This is a genomic window from Bacillus sp. OV322, from assembly GCF_900112495.1.
Taxonomy (GTDB): domain Bacteria; phylum Bacillota; class Bacilli; order Bacillales; family DSM-1321; genus Peribacillus.
Genome location: NZ_FOMA01000004.1, coordinates 435,424 through 450,899, shown reverse-complemented (window position 1 = coordinate 450,899; position 15,476 = coordinate 435,424). Strand labels below are relative to the sequence as shown.

The following is a 15,476-nucleotide window of genomic DNA, read 5'->3' as shown; positions in this document are numbered from 1 at the left end:
TATGATTGGTTGAATTCATCTTAATTTGATATGATTATTTTATATTAAATGCTGCACACTACTTAATAGCTGGAGGAAAGACAAATGAAAAATCTCGAAACGATTGAACAGTATGATGTTCTAAAAAATGATGGAAAGCATATTTTCCTTTTTTCTGCAGAATGGTGCGGAGATTGCCGTTTTATTGATCCGATTCTTCCGGAAATTGAAGCTAAATATTCCGAGTATACCTTTATCCATGTTGACCGTGATAAATTTATTGATGTTTGCGCAGCCAATGATGTGTTTGGCATCCCGAGTTTCATAGCTTATGATAACGGCAAGGAACTTGGCCGCTTTGTAAGCAAAGACCGAAAAACACAGGAGCAAATCGAAGACTTCATTGAATCGCTGTAAAGCAGAGCTTCAGCATCAGAAATTGCTGTAAGCTGACATACTGGCAGGCAGGGAGTGACCCTCTGGATGGCTGGGGGGAATGCTTGCCTGTCCGGGAACATAGGCGGCTGGCACAATTACGGGCCAGCCTGTTTTTATGATTTATGAAGTTTTCTTTGGCAAGGGGGTTAGAGTATGAAAATGAACAGCAAATTAATGACGGAACTGCTGCAGGAACGCCTTGATAGTCCGGAACGCACTTTTGCTTTCAACAGTGAAAAGGATACTCTTCGGATTGAAAATACTTTGACAGAAAAAGGTATCACTATTGATCTTCCAAGGGTGATTGCGAATTGGGAGAATGAGGGTGAGAAAGCTGCGGATGAAGTAGTTTATTATGTAAATGAAGCCTTGAACGTTATGGGAGAAATGCATTCTTTGAAGGGAAAAGAAAAAAGCATTTTTCCTGTCATACGTTCCACTTCGTTTCCGGATGAAGCTTCAGAGGGAAATCCTTTTTTATTTGATGAGCATACAGCTGAAACAAGGGTGTATTACGCATTAGACCTTGGTAATACATACAGGCTGATTGATGAACAAATGATCAGCCGGGAAAAGTGGGAAAAAGAACAAATCCGCCAGATTGCAAGGTTTAATGTCCGTTCACTGCCGATTCGCCTGAAATCAGATACTGTGGCAGGCAATACCTTTTACTTCTTGAACACGAATGATGGGTATGATGCAAGCAGGGTATTAAATGAAACGTGGCTGAAGGAAATGAAGGGCAAAATGAAGGGGACAATGACAGTTGCCATTCCCCATCAGGATGTAATTATTGTCGGTGATATAGAAAATGATACAGGGTATGATGTTCTTGCCCAAATGGCAATGAGCTTCTTTGCAAGCGGACATGTGCCAATTACTGCCCTCTCCTTTTTATATGAAGATGAGGGGCTCGAACCGGTATTCATACTAGGGAGAAACAAAAAGCGCGAGGAGTAATGGTTAGTACCCCTCCTGTTGCTTCGCCAGGGGAATATTTCCCTCCTGGTGATCATTCATCGAGGAAAACTCTATTTAATGGAAGTTTTTAGCTGCTGACATGCATCGGAGATCTGATGCATGTCAGCAGCCTTTTTATTTTCCATGTAAAAGCCAGGATTAATGTATGCTAATTTTCGGGGCATTTCGTAAAAGGTGCATCATAGGGTTCATTTTTAAATAGTAAATAGTCTTTAAAGGATTATTATTATTAAAATTATAACTTTTAGCAGGGGCATTTATATGTAAAACAAATGAAAATATAGCCTATTTCTTTTGAAAAAGTTATATCGAAATAAAAAAAGAGGTTTATAAACGATAGAAGAGGGGTTTAATAGGGGAGGGTTCAAAGAGCTTAGTTATAAAAGTCCCCTCCTTTGTACAGGGGGGATTCCATATATTTTCCTATTATTTTATTTTTACTCGATATTTTTAAAAATACTGTTAGAATTAATAATTGAACGACAAGCTAGTGGAAAGAGTGATAGATTTGAAATGGCTAAATAAAATTAAAAATTGGTTCCAGGATGAAGAAGAAATTATTGAGATAGAAGAAATAATCATAGACGAGCCTATTGATGAAGAAAAGCTTAAGACAATGGATTTTTCAGCTTATCAGGAGGAACAGAACCTCGAAAAAGAAAAGCAAAAGCAAAAGGAAAAGAAACTTTTCGATCAAGCTTCAAGAAATCAGAGGGAGCCAAATACAAAAATCCTGTTTCAATATCCCAAAGGGGAGTTTAAATTCCCTGTCATTCCAGACCGGAGAGATCCTGTCAAAAAGCAGGTGCGAAGAAAAAGCGAACCGGCCAGAAGACGTAAGCCTGAACGGGGGATAGAGGATAAACAGGAAGCAAAACTTAATAAAGATCAAAGAAAGACTCCATTTAACATGGAAAGAAGCCCAAAGGAAGAAAGCAAAAATCCTAGCTTTGCAAAAGCAGCAGCAGAAAAGAAATTATCAAACAAAATTATTCCATCTAATGTTCCCTTCAGGCCAACCGAAATTCCTTCTCCTATTTACGGGTACAAACAGCGGCCAGAAAAACCGCCTGTCAAAAAAGAGGAAGCCATTGAGTATGAGCTGAAAAGCAAATTTGCTTCCAATACCGACATGGAAGTACCTGCTTATCTTCGCAGCCTGGAAGTTAAGAAAAAGGATGAATCAGAAGCAATAGTGGAAAATCCTGAAAAATCGGCCCGGGAGGAATTAATTATTCAGCCTGTTAATGAAACTTCTGTTCAGGAAAACACGGCAGCTGAAGTTTCTCAAATTCCGCCGACTTCCTTTTCTATGAATGATACAGAACAAAATGAAGCCCCAGAAGTGCCGGTGAACGATCAAGAAATGATGCTGCCTTCAGACGAATTGCCATCCGCAGCTGAAGATACAATTGGCTATGAATCGGATGCAGTACAGGAAAGCATATCGTCTGCAATCATTCCTGAAGAAACGGAAAGTTTACCGGTAAAAACAGAAGAACCGGCAGCGGTGCAGTCGATAGAAGAGGTTGATCAAGCAAGGCGTTTGGAAGCTGATGAAATTCAGGCTCCAAAAAAACATCTTCCTTTTAATGTAGTCATGCTGAAGCAGGATAAAAAAAAGCTGGATTTCCTTAGCAGCTTTACTGAAAAAAAAACCCCTAGCCCAATCGCAGCAAAACAAGCTGCAGAACGGGAGCCTGAACAGAAAATTGCTGCAAATGCGCAAGTGGAAAGCATAGAGCAAGCCGCAGCAGCTGTAGCAGAGCGGGAAGAACAGACGGAGGTTTTTGAAGCCGTTCCTTCTGTTCTCCCATCAGCAGCGGAAGCCATTGATCACGATGAGAAGCCTATGAACATTGTCTTTGAATCTGAAGATACCCATACTGAGCTAATAACTGAAGAACATGAGTTAGAACCTGCAGGCGTATTGCAGGAGAAAAAAATAATGGGAGATTCAGATCAGGAACGTGAGAGTCCTTTGGAAGAAAATCCTTATTATGTTTTCCCTGATATCAATTTGCTTACTCCTGCAGCAGAAGCAGAAAGTGATGAGTATTGGCTCGATGAGCAGGCCTTGCTGCTTAATGAGACCCTTAAGAATTTCAATGTCCGGGCAGCTGTTGTAAATGTTACCCAGGGTCCTGCCGTAACCCGTTTTGAGGTTCAGCCTGAGCCAGGTGTTAAAGTCAACAAAGTCACTAATCTGATGGATGACATCAAGCTCAGCCTTGCTGCTCAGGATATACGGATGGAAGCGCCAATACCTGGAAAACATACCATTGGAATTGAAATTCCGAATAGGAAGAGCAAGCCGGTATTTTTAAGGGAAGTGCTTGAAAGCCAAGCCTTTCAGCAAGATGATTCTCCATTAAGCGTTGCGCTTGGCCTTGATATCTCGGGGCAGCCAATCATTACGGATTTAAGGAAAATGCCTCACGGGCTGATTGCCGGAGCAACGGGGTCAGGAAAGAGCGTATGTATTAATACGATGCTTGTCAGCTTATTATATAAAGCTACACCGCAGGAGCTTAAACTGCTTTTAATTGATCCAAAGATGGTTGAACTGGCTCCGTATAATTCCATTCCACATCTTGTCAGCCCGGTAATCACGGATGTAAAAGCTGCCACGGCCGCATTAAAATGGGCGGTTGAGGAAATGGAGCGGCGGTATGAATTGTTTGTGCATGCAGGGGTGCGGGATATAGGCCGTTTTAACGATAATGCAGATAAAGCTGGACAATATTCCATCAAACTGCCATATATAGTAGTAATCATTGATGAGCTTGCCGATTTGATGATGATGTCGCCGGCCGATGTTGAAGAAGCAATTTCAAGGATTGCACAAAAGGCCAGGGCATGCGGCATTCATCTGATTGTTGCAACACAGCGTCCTTCCGTTGATGTCATTACAGGGCTAATCAAAGCAAATATTCCGACACGGATCGCTTTCTCCGTTTCTTCACAGGTTGATTCAAGGACTATTCTTGACAGCGGCGGAGCTGAAAAGCTGCTGGGAAGGGGAGACATGCTCTTTGCTGAGAACGGATCTTCCAAGTCAGTAAGACTGCAGGGGACATTTGTCAGTGATGAAGAAATTGACCAAGTGGTTAATCATGTAAAACGGGAACAAAAGCCGAATTACTTATTTGAACAAGATGAGCTACTGAATAAAGCGCAGATATCTGAAGAGACGGATGAATTATTTTTTGAAGCCTGCGAATTTGTAGTCCATCAGAATAATGCTTCAACATCGAGTCTGCAGAGGAGATTCCGGGTAGGATATAACCGTGCTGCAAGACTGATGGAAATGATGGAAAAGCAAGGTGTTATATCTGAATCAAGAGGCAGCAGGCCAAGGGACGTCTTAATTTCAGAAGATGAGCTGGAATTTCTTCTGGAAACTAATTCCTGAAAACGGGTTATAGAAATGAATGAGCGAGACTCCTTGGACAAGTGCAGATAATGGGAGCCCCCTGGGACCGAAAGAGGTGAGGGGACTCCCAAAACCCTGCAAATGCAGGCGCCTGCAGCGTAAATGAATGGCCGAGGTTTAAAGGATATAAGCAAAAAATACGTCTCTGAACAACTTTAGTTTTAGTGTATATAATAATAAGCAGGAAATTTCTGCAGGGTGCAGATTTTTTTGATTGCAGCTGGAATCACCTGACATGGCTGATTTAATCAAAAGGTGGTATAATTAATCCTTGTTGATTGCAGCCAAACTCATTAGCCATTTAAATCAGTAAAGATTATCAAAAAAAAAGCGGTGTTTCTGAAGGCTTGCACAGCATTCAGAGAAAAACGCAAATAAAAAGATGACGTCATATACTGTCATACAGATAGACGATTGGTGGAGGTTCTATATATGACTGTTTACCATTTTGTTGGTATTAAAGGTTCAGGAATGAGTGCGCTGGCACAGGTGCTTCATGATATGAACTTACAGGTTCAAGGTTCCGACTATGAAAAAAAGTTTTTTACACAAGTTGCTTTAGAAAAAGCAGGAATAAAAATCCTTCCTTTTAATGAGGAAAATATACAGCCGGATATGACAATTGTGGCAGGCAATGCTTTTCCTGACACACATCCGGAGATTGTCCGGGCGATGGAGCTTGGACTGCCAGTAATTCGTTATCATCGTTTCCTTGGCGATTTTATGAAGAGTTTTGTCAGTGTTGCGGTAACAGGAGCTCATGGCAAAACATCGACTACTGGACTGCTGGCCCATGTCATGGGCGGCGCAAAGCCGACCTCATATCTCATTGGGGATGGAACGGGAAAAGGCATAAAAGACGCTGAGTATTTTGTTTTTGAAGCGTGTGAGTACCGCCGTCATTTTCTTTCATACTATCCGGATTATGCAATTATGACCAATATTGATTTCGATCATCCTGATTACTTTGCAAATGTTGAAGATGTATGCCAGGCATTCCAGGAAATGGCCCTTCAGGTTAATAAAGGGATCATTGCATGCGGGGATGATGAGCATCTGCAAAGCATACAGGCAAAAGTTCCGGTTATTTTTTACGGATTTGCAGAAGAAAATGATTTCCAGGCACGCAATATCTCGGTTTCTGAAAAAGGAACAACTTTTGAAGTGCATGTCCGCAATACCCTTTATGACACATTCACAATTCCTACATTCGGAAAACATAATGTTTTAAATGCCCTGGCAGTAATCGCACTTTGCCAGTATGAAAATCTGGATACGGAAACTGTCAAAGCAGAATTATTAACCTTTGGCGGAGTGAAGCGCCGTTTTTCTGAAAAAGAGGCAGGCGGCCAAATCATTATTGATGACTATGCACATCACCCAACTGAAATAGAGGCTACCGTTGATTCAGCACGGCAAAAATATCCGGACCGTGAAATCATTGCCGTATTCCAGCCGCATACTTACTCTAGAACACAAGCATTTCTTGCTGAATTCGCCGAGAGCTTGAACTTGGCAGACAAAGTGTATCTTTGTGAAATATTTGGCTCTGCAAGAGAACACCAGGGGAAATTGTCTATTGAAGACCTGCAGGAAAAAATTCCTGGTGCTGAATTACTTTCCGAAGAAAATACAGACCTCTTGAAGAAACATGAACACAGCGTCATTTTATTCATGGGCGCTGGAGACATCCAAAAATTCCAAAGCGCATACGAAAAACTGATTGAAGTATAAAAAGCGCAACCGCCTGTTCAGCCCGCAAGGCAAATAGGGTTTCGGCCATGGAAGGCGTACTTTGCCTTCTGTGGCCGAAACATCTTTTGCAAGGCGAGCTAGGCGGTGGAGCTGGATTAATAAAAAGCGCAACCGCCTTGTTGCGGATCAAAGACTAAGAACGCCGCTTCCTGCGGCAACGTCTTTGTGACCCCCGTCCTGGGGGCCCGAGGCAAATAGGGTTTCGGCCATGGAAGGCGTACTTTGCCTTCTGTGGCCGAAACATCTTTTGCAAGGCGAGCTAGGCGGTGGAGCTGGATTAATAAAAAGCGCAACCGCCTTGTTGCGGATCAAAGACTAAGAACGCCGCTTCCTGCGGCAACGTCTTTGTGACCCCCGTCCTGGGGGCCCGAGGCAAATAGGGTTTCGGCCATGGAAGGCGCACTTTGCTTTCTGTGGCCGAAACATCAATAAAAAAAGGAGATCCCGCGGGATCTCCTTTTTTTATACTAAAATTATTTTAAGTTTTCCGGGTTTAGTTTCTCAAGCTCCGGGATGACAAATCTGCCGTCTTTGCGGATCAGGACATCGTCAAAATAGATTTCCCCGCCGCCGTATTCAGGCCTTTGGATATTCACAAGATCCCAATGTATGTTTGACTGGTTGCCATTATAAGCATCATCATAGCATTGGCCTGGAGTGAAGTGGAAGCTTCCGTCAATTTTTTCATCGAACAGGATATCCTGCATCGGAGTTTGGATAAATGGATTAACACCGATGGCAAACTCACCCACGTAACGGGCACCCTCGTCTGTGTTGAAAATTTCATTAATCCTTTGTGTGTCATTGGCACTGGCATCAACAATTTTTCCGTCTTTAAACGTAAGCTTTACATTTTCAAAAGTAAAGCCCTGATATGGAGAGGGAGTATTGTAGGTGATTACGCCGTTGACTGAATCCTTGACAGGAGCCGTATACACTTCTCCGTCCGGAATGTTTAATTCGCCTGCGCATTTTATGGCTTTAATATCTTTAATGGAAAATGCAAGGTCTGTTCCAGGCCCGACAATACGAACTTTGTCGGTCTTGTCCATTAAGCCGGCAAGAGCATCCATTGCTTCGCTCATCTTTCCATAATCAAGGTTGCATACATCAAAATAAAAGTCCTCAAAAGCATCTGTGCTCATTTTGGCCAATTGGGCCATTGAATTGGTCGGGTAGCGCAGTACCACCCATTTTGTTTTTGGAACACGGATTTCTCTATGTACTTTTTTGCCGATGGTGTTTCCGTGAATGGCCATTTTTTCTGCAGGCACATCAGCATGCTCACTAATGTTATCCCCGGCGCGAAGACCGATGTATGCATCCATTTTGCTCATTACGTCTGCTTCGAACTGGGCCATTAAATTGAACTGCTCTTCCTGTGCGCCCATTAATAATGACCGGTCTACTTTATGGTCCTTCAGCAGCACGAATGGATATCCGCCCGCGGCATAGGCTTCCTTTACAAGGGCATTGACAAGCTCGCGCTGAAGGCCAAAGTTCTCAATAAGAACCTTTTCTCCTTTTTGCAGCTTAACAGAATAGTTGATAAGGTTTTTCGCTAGTTTTTCAATTCTGGGATCTTTCATTACACAGCCTCCAATATTAACGATTCCTTTCTATTGTAACCGATTCTTTGGATTCTGCTACAATAAATATTTCGGAATTAGAAATAAAATGGGCAGGCTGTCGTAATCATTGGGTCATGAAGAAAATGACATGGTCAAACTTCCCTGCTGATTTTCGTGCAGAAAGCAAGAATCCATGGGAGAGCTGGCAGGGTTTCCGCGCAGTCTTTGAGCCTGCAGGTCTTCGGATGTAAGAAGAATAACCCGGGAACCAGGCGGGCTAATCCGCTTAGCGTGCATTAATCAGCAGACTGATTAAACAAACCTAAGAAAAATTATTTCAAAAAGAAGGATTTTTTTTAGGCTATATTGAAAAAATAAATACGTTTATAATAAAAGGGAAAGGGTATTAAACATACAAGTTACTAGTACATAATGTACTGAATTTTTAAATTGGAGGTGCCCCATGGAGATTATATTATATTTGAGTGCAGCAGTGGCAGCAGTCGCATTTTTAGTCCTTGTGATTTTCCTGTCCAGAACATTGAAATCCCTGCAGGTGACGCTTGACAGTGTTGCGCAGACCCTGACAGGGCTGGAAGGGCAAATGCAGGGGGTATCGCTGGAAACTACTCAGCTCCTTCATAAAACAAATGCCCTTGCTGAAGATTTGCAGCATAAGTCAGAAAACCTGAATACAGTGGTAAATGCGGTTAAAGGTGTTGGAAACTCCATTTCCAGCTTTAACACTTCCATGCAGAAGGTTTCTGAAAAGGTTCAATTTGAAATTGACAACAACCAGGAAAAAATATCGCAAATCGTACAATGGAGCAATGTAGCCTTGGAAATCAAGGACAAATGGAAATCAAGAAAGTCCAAGCCGTCATCTTCAGTGCCTGTTGAAGGCCTTTCAGATGAATTGCCAAAGAAAAAATTCTTAAGATCCAGATATTAAAAAAATATGAAAACTGAAAGGAGAATGAAAATGACTCAAAAAGAATATCAGCCAAAGGAATATACGAGGGATTACCAAAAAACATATGAGGCAGACCGCGAATCAAGCAGCTCGAAGGATTTCATCATTGGAGCGCTTGTCGGAGGAATGGTTGGTGCTGCTACAGCACTATTCATGGCTCCAAAGGCTGGGAAAGAGCTGCGAAGCGATTTCAATGTTCAGGCAAAAAATATTTCAGACAAAACGATAAAGCTCAGCCAGGCAGCTATGGAAAAAGGCACAACCATTGCAGGCACAGCAAAAGACAAAACGAGCACTGTCTCAGAACTTGTAACCAACAAGTCTGCTGACCTTATGAACAAAGTAAAAAGCTTGAAAACCGGTGATAAAGAGACGGGTTCAGGCGAATCGAATGCGACTAGGAAAACATCAACCGGCACACAAGGTGAATCAGGCTCTCCAATTACTTCTGTAGAAACGTCCTACAATTCATCTGACAATGCATCATCAGGCAGCAGTGCTGATCTTTCAAGCGGCAATAAAAACGCAGCACAGCTAAAACTTGATGAAACAAAGAAGGCATTTGAAGAAACAGAGAATAAATATAACAAGTAAGCAGTGAGTTTGAAAATAATGGCGGTGAAGTGATAACATGGCTTCACCGCCATTTGTTTTTTTCGTATGCGGTAAATCTTGCATGACTGAAGGGAGAAGTTCAAAAATGAATGCACGTAAAATTGATTCTCAGGAGCAATTTGAAGAATTGCTGAAACAGGACAGTTTTTTGCTTGTTAAGCATAGCCTGACATGCCCGATAAGCGGCGCGGCTTTTAGTGAGTATGAACGTTTTGTTAAAGAAAATGAAGCCGTTAATACTGCTTATTTGGCTGTACAGGAGGCGAGGCCTCTTTCCGCCTATATTGCAGACAAATTCAATATCAGGCATGAATCTCCCCAAGCTATCCTATTTAAAAATGGAGAACCGGTATGGAATGCCTCTCACAGCAGAATAACCAATGAATCCTTAACTAAAGCAGTTCAATAAAATCAACAGTAAAAAAGATGCATCTGTGCTTTTCAGCAGGATGCATCTTTTTATTAGACTCTCCTCTTACAGATTGTTTTTTAATTGTTCTGTGAAGCGATTCTGTTGTTAAACCAGGTTGATTGGAGTATAAGGTGCGAGACTCCTGTGGGATTAGCGGGAGATGAGACCCCGCAAGCATTGCTTGTGAGGCTCACCGCCCGCCCCACGGAAAGAGAGCATCCTGAAGCGGAAATCAGCCCCTTGTTTAGGTAGCAGCAAAATTTACGAAAACAGCCTTTTATTATGGGCTCTCAGAAATTTTTCATGGCGGTTGGCCACAGGATTTTAAGTTCATCACCAGGTGAGACGGTTTCATGAAAGCTGGTTTCTTTATTGTTTTTTATCAGAATAAAACGTCCATTTGAATCCTTGGGCATTTCAATTTCAACATGGCGGAATAAATCCTGGAAGATAAATGGCTCCATCTTATGCTGGATCAGCGTCAACATATCTCCGTTCTTTATTACGTCATGAGCGCCTAATGGTTCTCCGTTGCGATGGAGTTCAGAGAGTTTTTTGGAAAGGGACATTTTTTTGCCATTAAAAGAAATGGGTATAGAATAATCGGACTGGCAGTTTATTTCATTAAGTAAATCCTGTGCTGCAGGAGGCTGTGGTGCAATGACTATCAGTTCATCTCCGTCTTCAAAGGAATCATAAATATCTGCTTCCATTCCATTTTTTTTCAGCTTATGGGAGTATCCCGGCAGTCTGATTGTTTTATCATCAAGCTGTATAGTAAAAGGGTGAATATTCGTTAATAAATCTTTTAGCTTTAAACGGGAAAGCAATGAGGAGATGGTTTCAGGCATCTTACATTCAATCACATCATGATCACCTAGCGGCTCCGCACCTGTAACTGGCAGGCCATTCCTGATTAATTCTGCTGAAGCTATAAATCTTTCACCGTTAATGGAGACAGATTTATGAGGGATATGGTCGGCAAGCTCTGCGATAGAATAATTGGCCTGCATCCCGTCCTGTCCCTTTCTAACAGTTATCACATCTCCCTCTGATACCTCATCCGCAAGTGAAGCCTCCATGGAGTTAAGTGATAATTCCGGCTTAGAGCCATGAGTTCCAGGGATGGTCACTGACTTGCCGTTATATTGGACAATCATGGCCATTCCAGGCTTACCGTATAATTTATTTAATTTGATTCCCGCAGTAAGCAGGCAATCTCCCACCGTCATCTTTTTCATGTCGAATAATCGGATGGTTTGATTATTAACAGTTACACTCAAATATTTAACAGGATTTTTATCAGCAGCTATAGCGATGCCGACTGGTGTAACAAATTCTGGACCACTAAGCATTGTCTCCGGAAAAACCAGATTCTGTATGGCTTCTATGTCCCTGATTGCCACCCTGTTCGCAGGAAGGCTTAATTTATTGGCAAGCAGCCCCGGGAGATCGGGAGTTAAGCTGCCGCCACCCACAAGCATGACTGCCTTTGGGGGGTTTCCATTGTTTAAAGAAAGAATTTCATCAGAAATGGAGCAGGCAAGCCGCTCAAGTGCTCCTGATATTTCTTTAATCACATCACTTTTTTGCATGTCATGACTAAATCCGAGGATATCTGTTACGGAAATAAAGTCTTCTTTGCTGTTTAGCTGTCTTTTAACCGTTTCAGCCATCGGAAAATCCAGCAGCAGGGCATCGCTGATAGCTTCTGTAATCTCGTCTCCTGCGACAGGAACCATTCCATAAGCAATCACGGTCCCTGAGTCTGTAAGGGCTATATCAGAGGTTCCGGCACCTATATCCACAAGGGCTATGTTCAGCCGGCGCATAGAGGCAGGGATGAGCACGTTAATAGCTGCAATGGGTTCAAGTGTTAATGCCTGCATGGTCAGGTCTGCCCTCTTCAAGGCAGCAAGCAGAGACTCCACGACTACTTTAGGAAGAAAGGTAGCAATGATTTCCACAGAAGCTTTTTCACCGCTCTGATCAATAAGGTTCCCGATTTCCTGATCATCGAGATGATAGTATAAAACGGAATATCCTACACAATAGTAATGATAGTCTGATTGAGTATCATCTTGTCCTGCTGCTGCTCCCTGTGCCTTCTGGACAGCAGTAAGCTCCAGATGGAGGATGTCTTCCCGCTGCATGATCGGCTTGCCTTTTATATCAATTTCTACTTTTGCACGTTCTGTTTTCAGTGCTCTTCCCGCAGCAGCGACACTTACTTGGTCTAATGGGCCATGTTTTTTCTCCAGTTCAGCTTTAATGCCTTCAATTACCCTGGATACGGCTACAACATCATGGATTTGGCCGTCCAGCATAGCACGCTCAGAATGTTCCTTTGATAAAATATCCAGGATGCTGTAGCCGTTTGAGTTCCTTTCAAGGATAATTCCGACTACTGTTCTTGTACCTATATCAAGAGCAAAAAGTTTTTCTTTCACAGCGAAAACACCTTCTTTAATTTGGTTTTTATACTTTAACGCTTAAAAGCGTTTGTTTAATAAAGAAAAAATGAGTGACATTCTATTATTTTTCATTTATAATAATTAAAAATTATATAAGAAATGTAACATACTTTTTTATTTCATAAAAGTTACCGGAAATGGAATGATAAGTGGCATAATTTTATATGAATTTTCCGGCTGGCAAGCAGGTTTGAAGCCTGGCGGCTGAATCAGCACTCATTTTATTATGGAAGGATGGATTATAATGAGCAATAAAGATCTTGATGCTTTACGCGAAAAGCTTGATGGAGTAAACCTTGATTTACTGCAGCTAATTAACAAAAGAGCAGAGCTTGTGCAGGAAATTGGCCGGGTAAAAGAAAAACAGGGTGTGAATCGTTATGATCCCGTCCGTGAAAGAAAGATGCTCGATTTAATTGAAGCGAATAATGAGGGCCCTCTTGAGGCTGCCTCTCTTAAACACATCTTCAAAGAAATATTCAAGCTTGGACTTGGTCTTCAAGAAGAAGATCAGAAAAAGGCTTTATTGGTTTCAAGGAAGAAAAAACCTGAAGATACAATTGTGAATCTAAAAGGCGAATTAATCGGCAATGGCGTTCCAAGCTTTGTTTTTGGCCCATGCTCTGTTGAATCTTACGAACAGGTAGCAACAGTTGCTGCAGCAGTAAAAGCAAAAGGGCTTAAGCTTTTGCGCGGAGGGGCTTTCAAACCGCGGACTTCACCTTACGATTTCCAGGGACTTGGAGTAGAAGGCCTTGAAATCCTTAAAAAAGTCGGAGATGAATATGGGCTTGCGGTCATCAGCGAAATCGTCAATCCAAATGATATAGAACTTGCATGTGAATACCTGGATGTTATCCAAATTGGCGCACGCAATATGCAAAACTTTGAATTGCTGAAAGCAGCAGGTTCTGTTAACAAACCTGTTTTGCTTAAGAGGGGGCTTGCTGCTACAATCGATGAATTCATTCATGCAGCAGAATACATCATGTCTCAGGGCAATGGAAACATCATTTTATGTGAGCGCGGAATCCGTACCTACGAACGTGCAACAAGGAACACATTGGATATATCCGCTGTCCCAATCCTTAAACAGGAAACCCATTTGCCTGTCATGGTAGATGTGACACATTCTACAGGCCGGCGCGACTTGCTTCTGCCGACAGCCAAGGCTGCCCTTGCAATTGGTGCAGACGGTGTAATGGCGGAGGTCCATCCGGATCCGGCAGTTGCCTTATCTGATTCAGCACAGCAAATGGACTTAGATCAGTTTGATGATTTCTTTGCTGAAATACAAAAGCTGAACTGGGTTACTGTATAATAAGTAACTGCAGGCAAAAATCCAATAATTGATCCCGCAAACGCCCTTTCACAAGCTGAATGGGCGTTTTGCTTTAAAAAATTGATTAAATAAGGGCTCATACATTGCAGTAAGGGTTCTACTATCGTATGATAATAAAATAAAGTACAAGTCCGTTGATTATTGATATGCCTAAGAGTGCTCCAAATATCCACCAGGATTGCTCTTTTTATTGCTCACAAATGAACAAAGATAGAAATGAGTCGCTCGCGCTGAAATAAGGATGATGTATAAGACATCCATCAATGGAGGTCTTCTTCTTTTTCATTGATGGTTCGTTGAACTTGCTTTTCGGGCAGTTATCCCATGCTTTGGTTTCCAATTCTTGTGGAGCAGAGGGGATTACTGCCTGTTAATGCGGGAAAAAATATGAAAAGTTATGGAATATCGGAAATAATCCGCTATTTTAAGGAGAAAGTAAAAGAAATGGAGGAGTGGGAAGATGAATAATATAACGATTTATGATGTGGCCCGCGAAGCAAATGTTTCCATGGCCACCGTTTCCCGTGTGGTGAACGGCAATCCAAATGTAAAGCCTGCAACAAGAAAGAAAGTATCTGAAGTCATCGATAGATTGGGCTATCGCCCTAATGCAGTAGCAAGAGGTCTAGCGAGCAAGAAAACGACAACAGTTGGAGTAATCATTCCGGATATCTCCAGTATTTTCTTTGCAGAGCTTGCCAGAGGAATTGAAGATATTGCGACAATGTACAAATACAATATTATCCTGAGCAATTCAGATGAGAATAGGGACAAGGAATTTCACCTGCTTAATACCATGCTCGGCAAACAGGTGGACGGCATTGTATTTATGGGCTCCAATATTACTGAAGAACATATAGAGGAATTCAAGAAATCTCCGGTGCCGATTGTGCTGGCAGGTTCGGTGGAGGACAGCGGGCAGGTCCCGTCAGTCAACATTGATTATGAAGCAGCCTCTTATGACGCGGTCTCGGAATTTATCCGCAATGGCCATAAAAGGATTGCGCTGGTTTCAGGCAGCCTTTCACAGCCTGTTAACCAAAAAAAGCTTGCTGGATATAAGCGTGCACTGCAGGAAGCTGGTATAGAAGCAAGTGAAAATCTTATTGTGGAAGGAGATTACACCTACGATTCAGGAATTGAAGCATTTGAAAAGCTTGCTGAAGCAGGGGAGAAGCCTACGGCAATTATTGCAGGCGCTGACGAAATGGCCCTTGGCATCGTACATGCAGCACAGGATAAAGGCTTTAATGTTCCGGATGACTTTGAGGTAATAAGCTTTGACAATACCCGTCTGACATTAATGGTCCGCCCGCAGATTTCAACGGTCGTGCAGCCTTTATATGATATTGGCGCGGTAGCCATGAGGCTTCTGACAAAATTGATGAATAAAGAAGAAGTAGAAGGCGATGCTTCAGTCACTCTTCCTCATCGTATTGAAAAACGCCAATCTACAAAATAAAAAACGTCCTGCGGGACGTTTTTTTTTCACTTTAAAGA

General features: G+C 42.2%; 11 protein-coding genes. 9 read left to right on the top strand and 2 right to left on the bottom strand.

Annotation, left to right across the window (positions count from 1 at the left end):
- Positions 1 to 84 precede the first annotated feature (84 nt).
- The 4 genes from BM126_RS12355 to murC all read left to right on the top strand — a co-directional run bounded on the left by BM126_RS12355 (position 85) and on the right by murC (position 6,568).
- Positions 85 to 396 (top strand): thioredoxin family protein, encoded by a 312-nt coding sequence (locus BM126_RS12355; RefSeq protein WP_090989789.1) that lies wholly within the window; start codon positions 85 to 87, stop codon positions 394 to 396.
- A 180-nt stretch (positions 397 to 576) separates the two neighbouring features.
- Positions 577 to 1,377 (top strand): DUF1444 domain-containing protein, encoded by an 801-nt coding sequence (locus BM126_RS12350; RefSeq protein WP_090989852.1) that lies wholly within the window; start codon positions 577 to 579, stop codon positions 1,375 to 1,377.
- Positions 1,378 to 2,014: 637 nt separating this feature from the next.
- Positions 2,015 to 4,813: a DNA translocase FtsK gene (locus BM126_RS12345; protein ID WP_090989851.1), complete on the top strand. Its 2,799-nt coding sequence runs from the start codon at positions 2,015 to 2,017 to the stop codon at positions 4,811 to 4,813.
- A 453-nt stretch (positions 4,814 to 5,266) separates the two neighbouring features.
- Entirely contained in the window at positions 5,267 to 6,568 is a 1,302-nt protein-coding gene (murC, locus tag BM126_RS12340; protein WP_090989788.1) for a UDP-N-acetylmuramate--L-alanine ligase, read from the top strand.
- 494 nt (positions 6,569 to 7,062) lie between these two features.
- Here the strand turns inward: murC and BM126_RS12335 are convergent, their stop codons facing one another.
- Positions 7,063 to 8,178: an aminopeptidase gene (locus tag BM126_RS12335; RefSeq protein ID WP_090989787.1), complete on the bottom strand. Its 1,116-nt coding sequence runs from the start codon at positions 8,176 to 8,178 to the stop codon at positions 7,063 to 7,065.
- Between the two features lie 445 nt (positions 8,179 to 8,623).
- Here BM126_RS12335 and BM126_RS12330 point away from each other — a divergent pair, with 445 nt between their 5' ends.
- From BM126_RS12330 to ytxJ, 3 genes are all read left to right on the top strand, one after another.
- Complete coding sequence (locus BM126_RS12330) at positions 8,624 to 9,112, top strand: DUF948 domain-containing protein (protein ID WP_090989786.1); 489 nt, start codon at positions 8,624 to 8,626, stop codon at positions 9,110 to 9,112.
- A 30-nt stretch (positions 9,113 to 9,142) separates the two neighbouring features.
- The gene (locus BM126_RS12325; protein ID WP_090989785.1) at positions 9,143 to 9,727 is read left to right on the top strand and encodes a YtxH domain-containing protein; all 585 of its coding nucleotides are present in this window, start codon (positions 9,143 to 9,145) and stop codon (positions 9,725 to 9,727) included.
- A 106-nt stretch (positions 9,728 to 9,833) separates the two neighbouring features.
- Positions 9,834 to 10,157 carry a bacillithiol system redox-active protein YtxJ gene (gene ytxJ / locus BM126_RS12320; protein WP_090989784.1) on the top strand — a complete coding sequence of 108 codons (324 nt, stop codon included), beginning with the start codon at positions 9,834 to 9,836 and terminating at the stop codon, positions 10,155 to 10,157.
- A gap of 293 nt (positions 10,158 to 10,450) precedes the next feature.
- Here ytxJ and BM126_RS12315 read toward each other — a convergent pair whose 3' ends face one another.
- Positions 10,451 to 12,610 (bottom strand): cell division protein FtsA, encoded by a 2,160-nt coding sequence (locus BM126_RS12315; protein WP_090989783.1) that lies wholly within the window; start codon positions 12,608 to 12,610, stop codon positions 10,451 to 10,453.
- 268 nt (positions 12,611 to 12,878) lie between these two features.
- Here BM126_RS12315 and BM126_RS12310 point away from each other — a divergent pair, with 268 nt between their 5' ends.
- On the top strand, positions 12,879 to 13,955 hold the full coding sequence (locus tag BM126_RS12310; protein WP_090989782.1) for a bifunctional 3-deoxy-7-phosphoheptulonate synthase/chorismate mutase: 1,077 nt from the start codon (positions 12,879 to 12,881) through the stop codon (positions 13,953 to 13,955).
- Between the two features lie 481 nt (positions 13,956 to 14,436).
- Positions 14,437 to 15,438, top strand: a complete 1,002-nt coding sequence (gene ccpA / locus BM126_RS12305; protein WP_090989781.1) for a catabolite control protein A — start codon at positions 14,437 to 14,439, stop codon at positions 15,436 to 15,438.
- Positions 15,439 to 15,476: the final 38 nt, after the last annotated feature.